The 16,815-nt window shown below is 46.5% G+C and carries 17 protein-coding genes; 14 read left to right on the top strand and 3 right to left on the bottom strand.

Annotated elements, in window-relative coordinates; all coding sequences use genetic code 11:
• The first annotated feature begins 58 nt into the window (after window positions 1–58).
• The 6 genes from E0698_RS07555 (at window position 59) to E0698_RS07530 (ending at window position 4,752) form a co-directional block, all read left to right on the top strand.
• Window positions 59–673: a thiamine phosphate synthase gene (locus E0698_RS07555; RefSeq protein ID WP_273041444.1), complete on the top strand. Its 615-nt coding sequence runs from the start codon at window positions 59–61 to the stop codon at window positions 671–673.
• Between the two features lie 65 nt (window positions 674–738).
• Entirely contained in the window at window positions 739–1,887 is a 1,149-nt protein-coding gene (thiO, locus tag E0698_RS07550) for a glycine oxidase ThiO (protein WP_192511142.1), read from the top strand.
• Window positions 1,884–2,087: a sulfur carrier protein ThiS gene (gene thiS, locus E0698_RS07545; RefSeq protein ID WP_014281483.1), complete on the top strand. Its 204-nt coding sequence runs from the start codon at window positions 1,884–1,886 to the stop codon at window positions 2,085–2,087. Before thiO ends, thiS begins: the two co-directional genes overlap by 4 nt.
• Before the next feature lie 2 nt (window positions 2,088–2,089).
• Complete coding sequence (locus tag E0698_RS07540) at window positions 2,090–2,857, top strand: thiazole synthase (protein ID WP_134914788.1); 768 nt, start codon at window positions 2,090–2,092, stop codon at window positions 2,855–2,857.
• Window positions 2,854–3,912 carry a thiazole biosynthesis adenylyltransferase ThiF gene (locus E0698_RS07535; RefSeq protein WP_192511141.1) on the top strand — a complete coding sequence of 353 codons (1,059 nt, stop codon included), beginning with the start codon at window positions 2,854–2,856 and terminating at the stop codon, window positions 3,910–3,912. The genes E0698_RS07540 and E0698_RS07535 overlap by 4 nt, the downstream gene beginning before the upstream one ends.
• A 144-nt stretch (window positions 3,913–4,056) precedes the next feature.
• Window positions 4,057–4,752 (top strand): response regulator transcription factor, encoded by a 696-nt coding sequence (locus E0698_RS07530; protein ID WP_192511140.1) that lies wholly within the window; start codon window positions 4,057–4,059, stop codon window positions 4,750–4,752.
• A 70-nt stretch (window positions 4,753–4,822) separates the two neighbouring features.
• On the opposite strand, the gene E0698_RS07525 is transcribed toward E0698_RS07530, so the two are convergent.
• Both E0698_RS07525 and E0698_RS07520 read right to left on the bottom strand, forming a co-directional pair.
• Entirely contained in the window at window positions 4,823–5,320 is a 498-nt protein-coding gene (locus E0698_RS07525; RefSeq protein WP_149095096.1) for a C40 family peptidase, read from the bottom strand.
• A gap of 280 nt (window positions 5,321–5,600) precedes the next feature.
• On the bottom strand, window positions 5,601–6,242 hold the full coding sequence (locus E0698_RS07520) for a thiamine diphosphokinase (protein WP_134914784.1): 642 nt from the start codon (window positions 6,240–6,242) through the stop codon (window positions 5,601–5,603).
• A 149-nt stretch (window positions 6,243–6,391) separates the two neighbouring features.
• Between E0698_RS07520 and E0698_RS07515 the strand changes: the two genes are divergently transcribed.
• Window positions 6,392–6,856: a low molecular weight protein-tyrosine-phosphatase gene (locus E0698_RS07515; RefSeq protein ID WP_134914791.1), complete on the top strand. Its 465-nt coding sequence runs from the start codon at window positions 6,392–6,394 to the stop codon at window positions 6,854–6,856.
• 154 nt (window positions 6,857–7,010) lie between these two features.
• On the opposite strand, the gene E0698_RS07510 is transcribed toward E0698_RS07515, so the two are convergent.
• On the bottom strand, window positions 7,011–7,745 hold the full coding sequence (locus tag E0698_RS07510; protein ID WP_134914783.1) for an alpha/beta hydrolase: 735 nt from the start codon (window positions 7,743–7,745) through the stop codon (window positions 7,011–7,013).
• A gap of 255 nt (window positions 7,746–8,000) precedes the next feature.
• On the opposite strand from E0698_RS07510, the gene pdhA reads away from it, so the two are divergent.
• The 7 genes from pdhA to E0698_RS07475 all read left to right on the top strand — a co-directional run bounded on the left by pdhA (window position 8,001) and on the right by E0698_RS07475 (window position 16,588).
• On the top strand, window positions 8,001–9,068 hold the full coding sequence (pdhA, locus tag E0698_RS07505; protein ID WP_134914782.1) for a pyruvate dehydrogenase (acetyl-transferring) E1 component subunit alpha: 1,068 nt from the start codon (window positions 8,001–8,003) through the stop codon (window positions 9,066–9,068).
• Window positions 9,069–9,178: 110 nt separating this feature from the next.
• Window positions 9,179–10,159 (top strand): alpha-ketoacid dehydrogenase subunit beta, encoded by a 981-nt coding sequence (locus tag E0698_RS07500; protein WP_014281492.1) that lies wholly within the window; start codon window positions 9,179–9,181, stop codon window positions 10,157–10,159.
• A 34-nt stretch (window positions 10,160–10,193) separates the two neighbouring features.
• On the top strand, window positions 10,194–11,807 hold the full coding sequence (locus E0698_RS07495; protein ID WP_192511139.1) for a 2-oxo acid dehydrogenase subunit E2: 1,614 nt from the start codon (window positions 10,194–10,196) through the stop codon (window positions 11,805–11,807).
• A 3-nt stretch (window positions 11,808–11,810) separates the two neighbouring features.
• Window positions 11,811–13,232 (top strand): dihydrolipoyl dehydrogenase, encoded by a 1,422-nt coding sequence (lpdA, locus tag E0698_RS07490; RefSeq protein WP_134914780.1) that lies wholly within the window; start codon window positions 11,811–11,813, stop codon window positions 13,230–13,232.
• Between the two features lie 328 nt (window positions 13,233–13,560).
• Window positions 13,561–14,355, top strand: a complete 795-nt coding sequence (thyA, locus tag E0698_RS07485) for a thymidylate synthase (protein ID WP_134914779.1) — start codon at window positions 13,561–13,563, stop codon at window positions 14,353–14,355.
• Window positions 14,356–14,374: 19 nt separating this feature from the next.
• Complete coding sequence (locus tag E0698_RS07480) at window positions 14,375–14,863, top strand: dihydrofolate reductase (protein WP_044648484.1); 489 nt, start codon at window positions 14,375–14,377, stop codon at window positions 14,861–14,863.
• Between the two features lie 237 nt (window positions 14,864–15,100).
• The gene (locus E0698_RS07475; RefSeq protein WP_192511138.1) at window positions 15,101–16,588 is read left to right on the top strand and encodes a glutamate synthase subunit beta; all 1,488 of its coding nucleotides are present in this window, start codon (window positions 15,101–15,103) and stop codon (window positions 16,586–16,588) included.
• Window positions 16,589–16,815 lie beyond the last annotated feature (227 nt).

Genomic DNA, 16,815 nt, shown 5'->3' with positions numbered 1-16,815 from the left:
AAGATACAGGGTCAGCTTACAACCATTTAGTCCATTGTGAGGTGAGAATGAGATCGAATTGCACGTAATTACGATGGAAGGCGATTCCAGTGCACATGCACATACTGCCCAAGTGGCTGCTGCTATTCATCCGTATGTTCATTATGTACACGTGCGCTTGAAGCAGAAGGGCGCATTTGAATTGCTTGCTTTAACCCGCAGTATGGTGAATCGAGGAGTTCCTTTACAGCAAATTGCAGTAAATGACCGAGTGGATGTTGCTTTGCTTACCTCCGTTGGAGCTATCCAGCTACCGGCTAACGGATTACCTGTTGAGGATGTCAAAAGTATACTTCCAGAGGGTACGCACTGCGGGGTGTCGGTGCATTCTTTGGAGGAGGCACAGGCTGCCGAACAGGCAGGAGCGGATTATGTACTCTATGGTCATGTGTATGAGACTCACTGCAAGCCGGGGGTCACTCCGCGAGGTATAGTACAGCTTGAGCGCATATGCAGGCTGCTGAGCATCCCTGTAATTGCTCTAGGCGGCATACAACCACGCCATATTCACGAGCTGTATACTGTGGGTGCAAGCGGAATTGCGGTGATGTCTGGCATCTGGGAGGCTGAGTCCCCCGTTGCGGCTGCGATGGCGTACAAGCGAATGGCGGATCGGGTAGTGCACAGCCTGTAGTGGTGAAACGAAAGTAGGAGATCGCTGCAAGCAGAATCGTTTAGGGGAGAGGAGAGATGGAACATATGCCAGAGATAAAAACAGAGGCACAAGCTATTGGACACGCTGAATGCTTGGTGATTGGTGGAGGTGTCATCGGTAGCTCCATTGCTTATCATGTGGCCAAGGAGGGTCGCAGTACGATATTGGTGGAACGATTCATTCCGGGCGGGGGAGCCTCAGGGGCTGCGGTAGGGATGCTGGCAGCAGAGAGTGAAGAATTCACCGACCCGGAGTTGGCACAGTTCGCCCGCACAAGCCGGGATGCACTTCCCGAGCTGGTTCGTGACCTGGAGCGTTTGTCTGGTGTTGCGGTGGAATTCCGAACAGAAGGATTTGTGACTCCCTTCCGTTCGGAAGCAGAGGGGCAAAAACGCTGGAATGCGGCTATTGCGCGAGAGGGTGATCATCCTGTGTGGTGGGATGCCAGAGAATTGGCCTGCCGAATTCCAGGTTTGGATGGTCAAGTGATCGGGGCTATATACCGATCAAAGGAGACACAGATTTCTCCTGCCCAGCTTTGTCGTGCTTATACGGGGGCAGCTGTCGTACTGGGAGCAACAATATGCTCTGGTACACAGGCGGAGCAACTCGTAATACAGAATGGGCGAGTTTGTGGCGTACAAACAGACAGTGGTTTTTTTTCCTGCGAACAGGTCATTATTGCTGGAGGCTTGGATAGTATGAGACTGCTGGAGCAGGTTGGTTTTGAATATCCGCTTAATCCGGTCAAGGGTGAGGCTGTTGCAGTCTCCTTGAAGGATCATCCATTGGAATATACTGTTTACGCCGATGATATTTACCTGGTGCCCAAGCGGAATAACGAGCTTTGGATTGGGGCGACGAGTCTGCCACATCTGTATGACAAAGAGGTCACCATTGGGAGCCTGGAGGGGCTGCTGGCCCGTGCTTCTGCCTGGCTGCCTCGCGTCCGTGAAGCTTCTTTTATACGCACTTGGGCAGGCTTGCGTCCGCAGGCAGCGGCGGGGCGTCCTTGTATTGGAGCTGTTCCCGGCGTGGACGGAGTATATACTGCGGTCGGACACTACCGGAACGGTGTGCTGCTGAGCGAAGCTACCGGGCGTGCGATTGCAGCGCTGTTAAAAGGGGCTGGTGTGGCTGAGCTTGGAATAAGCAGCTTTTCTCCTGAACGTATAAAGGAGGCGAGCAAATGAAGCTGACGATTAACGGTCAGAACATGACCTTTTCCAATCGGATCATTCATGTGGATCAACTGCTGAAAGAGCTGGATTTGAAAGTGAAAACTGTAGTGGTGGAGCTGAATCGTCACATATTGACTCGTGAAGATCATGATGAAGCGGTACTGAAGGATGGAGATAGCTTGGAAATTGTACATTTTGTGGGAGGCGGTTAATCATGTTAACGATTGGCAAAGCATCTTTTACGTCAAGGCTGCTATTGGGTACAGGAAAATTCCCCGATCTGGATATTCAATCCAAAGCTGTGGAAGCTGCGGAGACCGAAATATTGACGTTTGCCGTGCGGAGATTAAATTTGGAGGAACGGGATAAGCAACATTTTCTGGATACGCTGGATTTGAGTTGTTATACGTTGCTGCCTAATACGGCAGGAGCGACGACAGCGGATGAGGCAGTGCGTATCGCTCAGCTGGCGAGAGCCTCAGGTCTGTGCGATATGATTAAGGTGGAGGTCATTGGGGATAGCAAGACCTTGCTGCCTGATCCTTTTGAAACGCTCAAGGCTAGCGAAAAACTGCTGGAGGAAGGCTTTATCGTGCTGCCTTACATATCGGATGATGTGATTCTTGCCAAAAGGCTGCAAAAGCTTGGTGTACATGCCGTTATGCCTGGAGCTTCACCCATTGGTACCGGACGCGGCTTGCTAAACCCGTTCTCATTGGAGCTCATTATTGAACAAGCGGAGGTTCCGGTTATCGTCGATGCCGGTATTCGCTCACCTGGAGATGCAGCAATGGCGATGCAACTGGGGGCAGATGCCGTGCTGTTGAATACAGCTGTCTCAGGAGCTCAGGACCCTGTAAAAATGGCTGAAGCGATGAAGCTGGCTGTTCGCGCGGGCAGATACGGTTTTGAGGCGGGCATGATTCCTGTAAAACGTTATGCCTCGGCAAGCAGCCCGACAGAAGGCTTGGTTCAGGCATGAAGGCGACTGAAAAAACTGGTGTGCAAGTACAACAAAATGATCGTTATTCCAGACAGGAAAGATTCGCCCCTTTCGGGCCGGAAGGACAACGTCGTCTGGCTTCATCCCACGTACTGATCATAGGTGCTGGAGCGCTGGGTACCGGGATTGCGGAAACGCTCGTTCGTGGAGGCGTAGGCACTGTGACCATTGCAGACCGGGATTATGTGGAATGGAGTAACTTGCAGCGCCAGCAGCTTTTTCAGGAGAGTGACGCCGCAGAGAGGTGCCCCAAAGCAGTAGCTGCCCAGCGAAGACTAAAGGAAATCAATTCGGAAACGATCATACATGCACATGTACTGGATGTTGGGGTAGAGGAATTGGAAGAGCTGATTCAGGGAGTGGACCTCATTATGGATGCCACCGACAACTTTGATACCCGGCTACTTATGAACGATATGGCACAAAAGCATCGCATTCCTTGGATTTATGGGGGATGTGTTGGCAGTTATGGTGTAACCTATACCATTTTACCAGGGAAAACACCTTGTCTTCATTGTCTGCTTGGAGCTGTACCGTTCGGCGGAGAAACCTGTGATACCGCGGGAATTATAGCACAGGCGGTGCAGATGGTCACGGCCAACCAAACCACGGAAGCCTTCAAGCTACTTGGTGGATACCCGGAGGATCTTAGGGGGAAGCTGCTTTCGTTTGATCTGTGGCAAAATGAGTATGTAGCGATAGCAGTAGACAGTATCAAAAAAGCGGATTGTCCTTCTTGTGGCACTCATCCGACCTACCCTTATTTGTCGGCAGCCCATCGCCAGAAAACAGATGTACTGTGCGGCCGGGATACCGTTCAAATTAGACCAGCGAAGCCGATACAGGTGAATCTTAAAGAAACAGCAGACAGACTGGCTTCTTTGGGAGAGGGAAGAGTGGAGCAAAATCCGTTTCTGGTTTCTTTCAGTCAGGGAGCGCACCGTTTAGTTATTTTTGCAGATGGAAGAGCCTTGATACACGGAACGAAGGACGTAACAGAAGCAAGGAAAATCTATCACCGCTATTTAGGCTAAACCGTAAAAGCAGGAAGTCTTCCCCCGGGGAATGATTTCTCTGCTTTTTTGTTACAATATAATAAATAATGCTTAAATCATTTGTATCAAATACGTCTGTATCCATATCGCAGTCCTATGTCCAAACACAGGTGGGTGAGAAGAATGAACCCGTTAATTTTACTCGTGAATGGGAATGAAGCATCTGCTACTACGTACGTGCATCAGTTGAAGCAGGAAGGCTATCAGGTTGTTTACGCCCGCAATGTAGCGGAGGGAGAGTCCTATTTAGACGAAAATTCTGTGAATTTGCTGCTACTCAATATGGAAAATGAGCAGGCCAATACACAAGGCTTGATCCGCATCATGCAGCAAAATGATCCCACTGTTCCCATGTTCGTAATGACCTCATCGGACGATGAAAACCATATTGTTTCCTGTTTTGAGCAGGGAGCACACGATGTGATTGTCCAACCCTTTTCCCCTAAAGTGTTTCAAGCCAGAGTGGCTAATTTATTGCGGATTTTTGGTACTGCATGTGATGTGAAAAGGCCGATACAGGCGGGTGATTTACATATTGATAGTGGAAGTAGACTGGTAAGCAGAGGCGGACAGAAGCTGGAATTAACTCCGAAAGAATTTGATCTTTTGTTTCATCTGGCTATTCATCTAAATCAGGTTTGCAGCAGGCAGCAAATTTTGAAGGATGTCTGGAAGCATGATTATATTGTTGATACGAACGTAGTAGACGTGTATATCAGGCATTTGAGAGTCAAGGTAGACAAAGGACAAAGATTCAAAATGATTCGCACGGAACGAGGCATCGGCTATTCACTCAGAACACCCCCTGAAACAGAGTAGTAAAGTATGGGGAAATATAAAAAAGCCGAGACCCAGAGTCCCGGCTTGAATAGGCTAAATCAAATGAATGCTACAGCACGCGGCGTGCTTTGATGTATGTTCTTTTCCAGTTGCCAGAGTTCAAATCGGAGTAAGTAACCCCAGGTCCGCCATATGTGTGTAAAATTTTACCTCCACCTACATAGACCGCTACATGTGTAATGTTGCGACCTGTGGCGCGGCTACCGCTCGAAAAGAACACGAGGTCACCCTTTTTCAGATTGGACTTGGATACGGCATGTCCAACTTTGGATTGTGCAACAGAGGTACGAGGCAAGTCGACGCCGTATTTCTGAAATATGTGCTTCATGAAGGAAGAGCAATCAAAATTGCGTGTTGTGCTTGTGGAAGCACCAAATCTATAGGGAGTCCCCAGATATTTTTCACCGTAGTTAATTACTTTTTGGCCTACAGAAGTAGCGGTGGCAGCTTGAGCCGTATTTGTTCCCTCTAATGCAAACGTTCCAAAGCCGATAGTGGCTGCCATTCCTGCGATAATTGCCTTTTTTATGATTTTATGCATGTTCATGTTGTAAGTACCTCCAGAAATTGATTTGTGTAATATTTTGCTGAGTTGCTAACTAACTGACAGCGTTGAGTATAACAGCTTTGAAGCCGCCTAATAGTTGGAAAAGCACTCTCAAATCCTTGAGGGACAAGGCTTACACGCCAATTATTAAAAAACGATTAAAAATTACAATTTGTAAAAAATATCGAATTTCACAAATCGGGATAAATGATAAAACTCTTGATTAGCAAGGGTTTTAAGCAGAAAAAATCCTTTTACGAAGGTTACAATAATGTCATAATTAATCTTTACTTTGGATCACAAGCAGCAGTCCACTTTCGATGGAAATCGTCCCTTTTGGAGCGATCAGCTGGTTGCTGACACCGCGTGATTGTCCCATTTTAAGTGTGGCATTGTGCAGTGGATACATAAATCCATCCAGCTCTATACCGGTTACTTCGGCAGTCATAGGAATGAGAGATGTATATGTATAACCCATAGGCTCAATCTCCAGCGTGGATCCAGTGAGTTCAATATAGTTATGGGCGTCCATAATGGCACAGCTTATATGATGTTGCATCGCACGTACCAATATTTGAACATTAGCCAGCGTATGATCCATTCGTGTCCCCGTAACGCCAAGCATAAGCACATGTTCTGCCTGCTCATCCATGGCAATTTCCAGAGCAAGCTCTGTATCTGTCAGGTCCTTGAGCACGGGATCGCACGAAAGCATACGTTTACTTGCGGATTCAACCCGTGACTTTTCCTCAGGTGTTACTGAGTCAAAGTCTCCTACAGATACGTGTGGCGTAATGCCGTGTTCGATCAGGAATAGGGCACCTTTATCTGCACCAATAATGAAATCCCCAGGTTGTATTTGTTGTAGATCTTCCTCGCTAAGACGACCGCCGGAAAATACAATCGCGCGCTTCTTCGTCATATTCAACATCCTTTCTGTCTGTCATACATCTACATAGCTCATCAGCTTTTAAGTATAACGCGTTAAATATGGCTTGCACAATTTTGGAGGGCATAGCTACAATGAAACAGAAAAAAGGAATTGTAACGCGCATTAGGAAGGAGAGACAAATGATTAACGTTTTGTTTGTGTGTTTGGGTAATATTTGCCGTTCCCCGATGGGGGAGGCGGTACTGAGACATAAAGCGGAGGAACGGGGACTGGGTGCAAAAATTCGGGTAGACTCGGCAGGAACAGGAGACTGGCATATTGGGAATCCCCCGCATGAGGGAACGTTAAACCAGCTCAAGCTGCACGGAATTAGTGAACATGGCCTACAGGCGCGGCAAATGAAAGGTCATGATTTTGAAGCGTTTGATTATATCGTGTGCATGGATGACTCCAATGAGCGAAACATACGCAAAATCGCGGGCGGAGCAGAGGCTGACATATTAAAATTCATGGACCTGCTGCCACAAGAAAAGCTGAGAGAGGTGCCGGACCCATATTTCACCGGGAACTTTGAAGAGACATACCGATTAATGGATGCGGGGTGCAATGCCTTGCTGGACAAAATCATAGAAAAAAAGCTATAATGTGAACGACAGAAGACGGCAAAAATTGCCGTTTTTCGTTATCCAGTTTTGAAAGCGTATCCAATATGCAAAAAAGAGGAGAGAGCATAACGACCCACTCTGGTCGACAAATGCCCAATCCCCATTAGTCTCTGTAGCTTTGGAAAAGCTTCACTCAGGCGCGATCTAAAAAATACATTAGCGCGTCAGGCAGCTCATTTTGCCAAAAGCCCCACAAATGCTTGCCATCCTTTTCTCGATAGGAAACATCGGCGTTCCGTTCGCGCAGCAAATCAGCGCATTGGCGGTTAAGCTCTACAAAATTGTAAATGCCGGTGTCGCTCTCAAATGCATCTTCCTGAAGACCAACCGTCATCCACACTCGCAGATGGGACAGATCACGCTCACGAGCGATAATTTCTTGTGAAGCTTCATAGTAAGCACCGGACAGGCTGATAATACGATTGAACAGTTGGGGATATAGCAAGGCTAAATGCAGAGACACACTGCCTCCCAGTGAATCTCCAGCCAGAATCCGGGACGATGCATCTCTTCTTATAGGATACTTCTGTTCCACATAGGGAATAATCTCTTCTGCAAAACAGGCGGTGTACGCCTCAAAGCGATTGCCAAAGGGAGCATACTCCTGAGTTCTGATTTTCGTGTTGACTTCAACGCCGACGATGATGAAAGGCTCAACGCCTTCGTCCAGAATGAGACGGTTTGCCTGTGTTGCTATACGGCCAAAATTGAAAAATTCCTCTCCGTCCTGACAGTACACGACCGGATAGCTCAAAATTTCATTATAGCCGGGCGGTAAATAAATACGGAGTGTTCTGGTTTCGCCAAGAAAGCGGCTGTTTATTTCGTCTTTTAGGATGGTTCGTTTCAAATACCGGGAATCCGTCATTATTTGTCACCTTTCTGGGGTTTAATTTTGCATTCGGGATCACAATAAGTTAAGATTACCCTGATTGCAATAGATGTTTAAAATTTCAATCATGTACTAAGCTGTTATAGTAAAAAATGTTCCCTGTTACACAAACAAAAATGTGGCAAACTCAAAAAAAATAACTAAATCTTTGACGCAAGCAATATAACAGGTGTATAATAATCCTATAACAGCGGAACTTGATATTCAAATTTTTTTGTTGAGGTGAAGAAAATGAGCAAGGTTCCTTATGAAGTGTACACAGAGGAAGTTGAGGCTCTGTCCGTGCTTTCTCCGGATGGTGAAATTATCAATAAAGATAAATTGCCTAAACTTACAGATGATCAGTTGAAAGAAATTATGTATCGTATGGTATTTACACGTACTTGGGATGATCGTGCCGTTAACTTGGGTCGTCAAGGACGTCTCGGTTTCTACGCTCCGGTATCCGGACAAGAAGCAACCATGATTGGTAGTGAATATGCGCTCCAAAAAGAAGATTTTATTGCTCCAGGCTACCGCGATATTCCGCAAATCGTTTGGCATGGCCTGCCATTATACCAAGCTTTCTTGTATTCCCGTGGTCATCAACACGGCGGCCAAGTGCCGGACGGTGTTAATGTACTGATGCCGCAAATCATCATTGGCGCGCAAATCTTGCATGCTATGGGTATTGCAATGGGTTACAAACTGAAAAAACAAAAACAAGTCGCCATTACATATACAGGTGACGGCGGTTCTTCCGAAGGTGACTTCTACGAAGGCCTGAACTATGCCGGTGTTTACAAGCTGCCAGTTATTTTCTTTGTGCAAAACAATGGCTACGCAATTACAACTCCATTTGCGAAGCAAACGGCTGCTCTTTCTATCGCTCACAAAGCCGTTGCTGCCGGTATCAAAGGCGTGAAAATCGACGGAATGGACGTACTCGCAGTTATCAAGGCTGTTCAAGAAGCTGCTGAACGCGGACGTAACGGCGAAGGCGCGACATTGATCGAAGCTGTAACTTACCGTTTCCGTCCACATTCCCTGTCTGACGATGCAAGTAAGTATCGTTCGAAAGAAGAAGAGGGCGAATGGAATGCGAAAGATCCGATTGCCCGTTTTGCGAAATATCTTGAGAAAAAAGGTCTTTGGACTGAAGAAGATACAGCTCGCGTAAAAGAAGAAGCTAAAGCGAAAGTGAACGAAGAGATCAAAAAAGCCGAGAAAACAGAAAAAATGACCATTTCCGGTCTGATCGACAGCATGTTCGAATCTACGCCTAAGCATCTGGAAGAACAAAAAGCTGATTTTAAATAATTGAGCTTGAAATAAATCAGAGAGACCGGGCGGCATCCCGATCCGGTCTGTCTTTCAATTGGACCTGAACTGAAACTGATCTGTCAATGTTTAAGGAGGAAATGAAGCAAATGGCACAAATGAACATGAAAGAAGCGATTCGTGACGCACTGCGCGTAGAGTTGAAACGCGACCCTAACGTCCTGCTTTTCGGTGAAGATGTAGGTCATGTAGGCGGTGTATTCCGCGCAACAGAAGGTCTGCAAAAAGAGTTTGGCGAAGAACGTGTATTTGATACTCCGTTGGCGGAATCCGCAATCGGGGGTCTTGCTGTGGGTCTGGGTGTCCAAGGATTCCGCCCTGTAGCTGAAATCCAGTTCGTAGGCTTTATCTTTGAAGCACTCGACCAAATGGCAATTCAAGCATCCCGTATGCGCTACCGTTCCGGTGGACGCTACAATTCTCCAATCGTATTCCGTACGCCTTTTGGCGGCGGGGTTAAAGCGGCTGAGCTGCATACAGATTCCCTGGAAGGACTTTTGGCTCAAACACCTGGTATCAAGGTTGTTGTTCCTTCCAATCCTTACGATGCAAAAGGTCTGATGATCGCGGCTATTCGCGATAACGATCCAGTATTTTTCATGGAGCATTTGAACTTGTACCATGCATTCCGCGCTGAAGTTCCTGAGGATGATTACACAGTTGAACTGGGTAAAGCGAACGTAGTTCGTGAAGGTTCCGATGTTACAATCATCACTTATGGTTTGATGGTACACACTTCTGTCAAAGCTGCTGATGAACTGGAAAAAACAAAAGGTATTAAAGTCGAAATTATTGACCTGCGTACCGTTAGCCCCATTGACATTGATACAATCGTGGCTTCCATTCAAAAAACAAATCGTGCCATCGTTGTTCAAGAAGCGCAAAAGAGCTCTGGCGTAGCTGCTGAAGTGATTGCACAAATTAACGAAAAAGCAATTCTGCATCTGGAAGCACCAGTTCTGCGTGTGGCAGGTCCAGATACCGTTTATCCTTTTGCTCAAATTGAAGATACTTGGTTGCCAACGCCAACACGTATCATTGATGCGGTTAATAAAGTACTGGAATTTTAATTAAAGCACACCGTAAATTTGGGAGGTTTTAAACGTGGCTAAATTTGAATATAAATTCCCGGAGCTGGGTGAAGGTCTTCACGAAGGCGAAATCATCAAGATGCACATCAAGCCCGGCGACAAAGTAACAGATGAAGATATCATCATGGAAGTACAAAACGACAAGGCTGTAGTTGAAGTTCCATGTCCGGTCAATGGTACGGTTCAAGAAGTATTTGCCAAAGACGGAGACATTTTTAACATAGGTCAAGTCGTAGCTGTAATCGATGCGGAAGGTGAACTTCCTGAACAAGAAGAAGCACCGGAAGCTCCAGCTGCTAGCCCTGAGCCAAGTGCTGCTGCACAAGGTGGAGCTGCAGGTACAGCTAGATTTGAATATAAATTCCCAGAGCTGGGTGAAGGTCTTCACGAAGGCGAAATCATCAAGATGCACATCAAGCCCGGCGATAAAGTAACAGATGAAGATATCATCATGGAAGTACAAAATGACAAGGCTGTAGTTGAAGTTCCATGTCCGGTCAATGGTACGGTTCAAGAAGTATTTGCCAAAGACGGAGACATCTTTAACGTAGGTCAAGTTGTGGCAGTAATTGCTGCAGAGGGTGAGCTTCCTGAACAAGAAGAAGCACCGGCTGCCGCTAAACAAGAACAGGATGCTGCACAAGGCGGAGCTAACACAAAACCAGCTGCAACTCCTGCTGCAACAAACAAAGACGTGCTGGCTACACCTAGCGTACGCAAATTTGCACGTGAGCAAGGTGTAAACATCGCTCAAGTGAGTGGCTCCGGCAAAAATGGTAAAATCACTAAAGAAGATGTAGAAGCTTTCAAAAATGGTGGAGGCCAAGCGGCTGTACCAGCAGCGAAAGAAACTGCAAAAGCACAAGAGCCAGCTAAAAAAGAAGCGAAAGCTGCAGCGCCATCCGCACCAGCAGCAGATCCACGTGCTGAGGAAGAGCGTGTACCATTTAAAGGTATCCGCAAAGCGATTTCCAACGCTATGGTTAAATCGGCTTACACAGCTCCACACGTTACGATTATGGACGAAGTGGACGTAACCGAGTTGGTTGCTTTCCGTACTCGTATGAAACCAATCGCTGAGAAGAAAGGCACGAAAGTAACATACCTGCCATTCATCGTAAAAGCATTGGTTGCAGCTTCCCGTCAATTCCCGGCTCTGAATGCCTCGATCGACGAAGAAGCAAACGAAATCGTCTACAAAAAATACTACAACATCGGTATTGCTACAGATACAGATAACGGTCTGATCGTTCCTGTAATTAAAGATGCTGACCGTAAGAGCATTTGGATGATCGCTGATTCCATTCGTGATCTGGCTGTACGCGGTCGTGATGGTAAACTGGCTGCCAATGAGATGAGAGGAAGCACAATTTCTATCTCTAACATCGGTTCCGCAGGCGGTATGTTCTTTACTCCAATCATCAACTTCCCTGAAGTAGCGATCTTGGGAACTGGCCGTATCAGTGAAAAAGCAGTAGTGAAAAACGGTGAAATTGTTGCCGCTCCTGTAATGGCTCTTTCCTTGAGCTTTGACCACCGTATTATTGACGGTGCAACTGCTCAAAACTTCATGAACTATATCAAACAGCTGCTCGCTAACCCTGAGTTGCTTGTTATGGAGGTGTAATCAATGGTAGTAGGAGACGCTTCTCTGGATATTGACACATTGGTTATCGGTGCGGGTCCTGGCGGCTATGTAGCTGCTATCCGTGCTGCACAATTGGGACAAAACGTATTGATCGTTGACCAATCGGAGCTGGGCGGTGTCTGTCTGAACCGTGGATGTATTCCTTCCAAAGCTTTGATCTCTGCAGCTCATCAATACGAAGCTGCCAAACACGGCGAGTCTTTCGGTATTACGGCTGAGAACGTAAAAGTAGACTTTGCTAAAACACAAGAATTCAAAAACAGTGTTGTTAAGAAAATGACTGGCGGCGTAAGTGGTCTGCTTAAAGGCAACAAAGTTGAAGTTTTCAATGGTGAGTGCATGTTCATCAACGAAAACGAAGCACGTGTATTCAACGAACATGAATCACCACGCTACCGTTTTAAAAATGCGATTATCGCAACAGGTTCCCGTCCAATTGAATTGAAACCATTCCCGTTTGGCGGACGTATTCTGTCTTCTACAGAAGCGTTGAACTTGCCTGAAATTCCGAAAAGCCTGATCGTAATCGGCGGTGGATACATTGGTGCAGAGCTTGGACAAATGTACTCCAAATTCGGTTCCAAAGTAACAATCATTGAAGGTATGGATACCGTTCTTCCTGGCTTCGACAAGGATATGACTTCGATCGTTGCGAAGAGCATGAAGAAAACCGGTATTGAAATCTTCACTGGCGCTAAAGCGGAAAGTGCAGAGCAAACAGATAAAGACGTAACGGTGAAATTCTCCGTTAACGGCGAAAGCAAAGAAGTAACTGCTGATTATCTGCTTGTAACTGTTGGACGTCGTCCAAACACAGACGGTGAACTGGGTCTGGATCTAATCGGCGTAGAACTGGATGAGCGTGGAATGGTGAAAGTTGATCACCAAGGACGTACTAGCATTCCTCACATCTTTGCAATCGGCGATATTGTAGCTGGTCTTGCTCTGGCGCACAAAGCTTCTTACGAAGGTAAAGTAGCTGCTGAAGCAATTGCAGGCGAGCCGTCTGTAGTAGATTACAAGTGTATGCCGGCTGTTGTTTTCACAGATCCAGAATGTTCCAGCGTAGGCTACACTGAGACACAAGCTAAAGAAAAAGGCCACAATGTCAAAGTCGGCAAGTTCTCTTATGGAGCAAACGGCCGTGCCGTTTCCCTGAACGCTACTGAAGGCTTTGTTAAAATCGTAGCTGACGCAGACACAGGTCTGGTACTGGGTACGCAAATCGTAGGTCTGGAAGCTTCCAACCTTATTGCTGAGCTGGGTCTGGCGATTGAAATGGGTGCTACACTCGAAGATATCTCCTTGACTATTCATGCTCACCCTACACTGGGCGAAATCGTTATGGAAGCAGCGGAAGTCGTGCTGGGTCATCCGATCCACGCATTGGCACCACGTCGCTAATCCCAATTCATTATCTCGTTTTTGATTTTCATACATGGAAAGAGAGGCAAGGAGCGCTATATCTGCGTTCTTTGCCTCTTTTTTTCATATTTTAGGATTTTCAGGACGTCTATGAAAATTCACACAGTAGATAGTCAATAAAGCGTAGTCCATGATAAACTAAATATAGATATGGGTGCAGAATAGCAGATCTTTTCTAGATTGGAATTTGACGCTGCGGACATTGAATACTGGATACTGTACGTGAATGTGATACGCTTTTAACGTTCATATACGTTCGGATTTTATTAATGCCGATGTTTATTCATGCTTAAAGGAGAGAAATAAAATGCGCAATTACTTGGATTTGCTGGAGGATATATTGAAAAATGGAGTGAAAAAAGAGGACCGTACTGGAACGGGAACACTCTCTGTTTTCGGAAGACAGCTCCGCTTTGATCTGGCCAAGGGCTTTCCCTTGGTAACAACTAAAAGAGTACACTTGAAATCCGTTATCCATGAGTTGCTGTGGTTCTTGCGGGGAGATACCAACATTTCTTACCTCAAGGAGAACGGGGTTACCATTTGGGATGAATGGGCAGATGAGCAGGGGAATCTGGGCCCTGTATATGGATCGCAATGGCGCGCGTGGGAAACAACAGACGGACAACATATTGACCAGATTACAAATGTCATTGAAGCGATTAAAAACAACCCGGATTCCCGACGACATATCGTCAGCGCTTGGAATGTGGCTGAAATCGATTCAATGAAGCTCCCGCCATGCCATTTCGTATTTCAGTTTTATGTGGCCGGAGGGAAGCTTTCTTGCATGCTGACCATGCGTTCAGTCGATACCTTCCTTGGACTTCCTTTCAATATCGCCAGTTATGCATTGCTAACGCATATGGTTGCACAGCAGTGTGGTTTGGAGCCGGGCGAATTCATTTGGTCAGGCGGCGATGTGCATATTTATTCAAATCATATGCAACAAGTGCATACGCAGCTGGAGCGTGATCCTTATCCGTTGCCTCAGCTCAAAATCCTTCGTAAACCGGATTCAATATTTGATTATACGTACGAGGACTTTGCTTTCGAGAACTATGAATATCATCCGGGTATCAAGGCGCCTGTCGCTATCTGATTTGGGGGAGCTGTGAGTTATGAGCATTTCGATGATATGGGCTATGGCACAAAACGGCGTCATTGGCCGGGATAACAGTCTTCCTTGGCGCCTGCCGAGAGATATGGCATTTTTCAAGGAGCAGACCATCGGTAAAACCGTACTCATGGGGCGCAAGACATGGGAATCCTTTGGCGGAAAAAGCCTGCCTAAGCGGCGTAACGTTATTTTGACCCGTGATCAGAGCTACCTGGCTGAAGGTGCAGAAGTGATCCATTCTCTGGAAGAAGGACTCCAATTGGCGGCGCAGGAAGAACTGATGATCATCGGCGGCGCGGAGATTTATTCACTGTTCTGGACACATGCTGATCGGCTAATTGTCACCAGGATTGATGAGAATTTCGAGGGAGATACGACTTTTCCCGAGCTGGATTGGAACGGCTGGAATGTAGTCAGTGAGACTCCCGGTGTCAAGGATGAAAGAAACCCGTACGACTACCGTTTTGTCGTTTACGAGAGGACGAAGTAAGATTGGGGTACATTTGACCTCGCTCATTTGAAAAATTAATGAACCATATAAAAAATCCTTTTGGCTGTTGATGCAGAAAGTTGCATAAGTTTTCATTACTTTTGCGCTGTATTGTGATACAATAAATCAAATTCAACGAGAATAGACCCTTTCATGATACAAACAGACAAATTCGAATTTGACTTGAGTTCGGATGGATGAACGGGGTTCATAAGCGAAGAGATGGGGGAACGTAACATGTCTACACCAACTGGATTTATGGAATACACACGACAGCTTCCTACAGACCGGGATCCGGCAGAGCGTATTAAGGATTGGGAAGAATTCCATAAGCATATGTCCGAAGAAGAGCTGCGTACCCAAGGGGCACGTTGTATGGACTGCGGAACTCCTTATTGTCATACGGGGATGGACATCATGGGAGCGACTTTGGGCTGCCCAGTTCATAATCTGATTCCGGAATGGAACAATCTCGTATATCGCGGTTTGTGGAAGGAAGCGCTGGATCGGTTGCACAAGACGAATAACTTCCCGGAATTTACCGGGCGTGTCTGTCCTGCGCCATGTGAAGGTTCCTGTACGGTCGGCCTGATCGGGCAATCTGTTACGATCAAGACGATTGAGGAAGCTATTATCGAAAAAGGCTTTGAGGAAGGCTGGGTTGTCCCTAATCCGCCGGAGAAGCGTACAGGCAGACGAGTGGCTATTGTCGGCTCGGGCCCGGCCGGACTGGCTGCTGCTGCACAGCTTAATAAAGCAGGACACAGCGTAACTGTGTACGAGCGCGCGGATCGTGTTGGCGGGTTGCTGATGTACGGCATTCCTTCTATGAAGCTGGACAAAAAGGTTGTTCAGCGTCGTGTGGATTTGCTGGAGGCGGAGGGCATTCAATTCATTACGAATACAGAGATCGGAAAGGATATTCCTACCGATCAGCTGATTGCTGAGTATGATGCGGTTGTACTGTGCGGTGGCTCTACGAAGCCGAGAGAATTCAATATTGAAGGTAGCGATTTGAATGGAGTTCATTATGCGATGGATTATTTGAATGGTACCATCAAGAGCTACCTGGATTCCAATCTGGAAGATGGCAATTATTTGTCCTCCCAAGGTAAGGATGTTATTGTAATCGGTGGTGGTGATACAGGTTCGGACTGTGTGGCTACTTCGTTGCGTCATGGCTGTCGAAGTGTTACACAATTTGGTACACATGTCAAAGCTCCTGTGGAACGTGATCCTATTGCCAATCCTTGGCCACAATTTCCGAATGTGTACACTCTTGATTATGCACAGCAGGAAGCGAAGGCTATATTCGGGGAAGATCCGCGTGAGTTCTCCATCATGACCACCAAGTTTGTAGGTGATGAGAACGGTAATTTGAAAGAGCTGCACACGATTCAAATTCAGCGTATTGTGGATGAAACAGGTCGCAAGATCTATCAGCCTGTTCCGGGTACGGAGCGCGTATTCCCGGCACAGATTGCTCTCATTGCGATTGGATTCGACGGTCCTGAGCAAACAATTGTGGAGCAAATTGGTTTGGAAACCGATCGTCGTTCCAACGTTAAAGCACGTTACGGGAAATATGTTACGAATGTAGATAAGGTTTTTGCTGCTGGTGATATGCGTCGCGGGCAAAGCCTTGTTGTGTGGGCCATTAATGAAGGTCGGGAAGCTGCACGTGAGGTCGATAAATACCTGATGGGCGCTACCGTTTTGGTGTAAATATAGCACTATATTAGTTACCAGTCAAAGCTCCATCCTCGGATGGGGCTTTGTTGCGTTCACAGGATTGTCATGATCAGGGCTGTAAAATGCGAATGGATAACCATTGAGTTAAGAATTTTTTTCGAAACAGCATTTGTTGTCATTGTATGTAAAGTATTGTGAATTTAATGTTAAATAATATGACTTTATATGATTTTAAAATCTCTATTTCTATTTTCTACAGC

The organism is Paenibacillus sp. 23TSA30-6 (assembly GCF_014858585.1).
GTDB lineage: Bacteria > Bacillota > Bacilli > Paenibacillales > Paenibacillaceae > Paenibacillus.
Note: the sequence above shows the minus strand (reverse complement) of the source record. Positions and strands in the feature narration are given on the sequence as shown.

What these genes read in the sequence shown, in the direction of transcription:
- thiO (WP_192511142.1), top strand. Translation starts at nt 739, where the DNA reads ATGCCAGAGATAAAAACAGAGGCACAAGCTATTGGACACGCTGAATGC.
- thiS (WP_014281483.1), top strand. Translation starts at nt 1,884, where the DNA reads ATGAAGCTGACGATTAACGGTCAGAACATGACCTTTTCCAATCGGATC.
- E0698_RS07540 (WP_134914788.1), top strand. Translation starts at nt 2,090, where the DNA reads ATGTTAACGATTGGCAAAGCATCTTTTACGTCAAGGCTGCTATTGGGT.
- E0698_RS07535 (WP_192511141.1), top strand. Translation starts at nt 2,854, where the DNA reads ATGAAGGCGACTGAAAAAACTGGTGTGCAAGTACAACAAAATGATCGT.
- E0698_RS07530 (WP_192511140.1), top strand. Translation starts at nt 4,057, where the DNA reads ATGAACCCGTTAATTTTACTCGTGAATGGGAATGAAGCATCTGCTACT.
- E0698_RS07525 (WP_149095096.1), bottom strand. Translation starts at nt 5,320, where the DNA reads ATGAACATGCATAAAATCATAAAAAAGGCAATTATCGCAGGAATGGCA.
- E0698_RS07520 (WP_134914784.1), bottom strand. Translation starts at nt 6,242, where the DNA reads ATGACGAAGAAGCGCGCGATTGTATTTTCCGGCGGTCGTCTTAGCGAG.
- E0698_RS07515 (WP_134914791.1), top strand. Translation starts at nt 6,392, where the DNA reads ATGATTAACGTTTTGTTTGTGTGTTTGGGTAATATTTGCCGTTCCCCG.
- E0698_RS07510 (WP_134914783.1), bottom strand. Translation starts at nt 7,745, where the DNA reads ATGACGGATTCCCGGTATTTGAAACGAACCATCCTAAAAGACGAAATA.
- pdhA (WP_134914782.1), top strand. Translation starts at nt 8,001, where the DNA reads ATGAGCAAGGTTCCTTATGAAGTGTACACAGAGGAAGTTGAGGCTCTG.
- E0698_RS07500 (WP_014281492.1), top strand. Translation starts at nt 9,179, where the DNA reads ATGGCACAAATGAACATGAAAGAAGCGATTCGTGACGCACTGCGCGTA.
- lpdA (WP_134914780.1), top strand. Translation starts at nt 11,811, where the DNA reads ATGGTAGTAGGAGACGCTTCTCTGGATATTGACACATTGGTTATCGGT.
- thyA (WP_134914779.1), top strand. Translation starts at nt 13,561, where the DNA reads ATGCGCAATTACTTGGATTTGCTGGAGGATATATTGAAAAATGGAGTG.
- E0698_RS07480 (WP_044648484.1), top strand. Translation starts at nt 14,375, where the DNA reads ATGAGCATTTCGATGATATGGGCTATGGCACAAAACGGCGTCATTGGC.
- E0698_RS07475 (WP_192511138.1), top strand. Translation starts at nt 15,101, where the DNA reads ATGTCTACACCAACTGGATTTATGGAATACACACGACAGCTTCCTACA.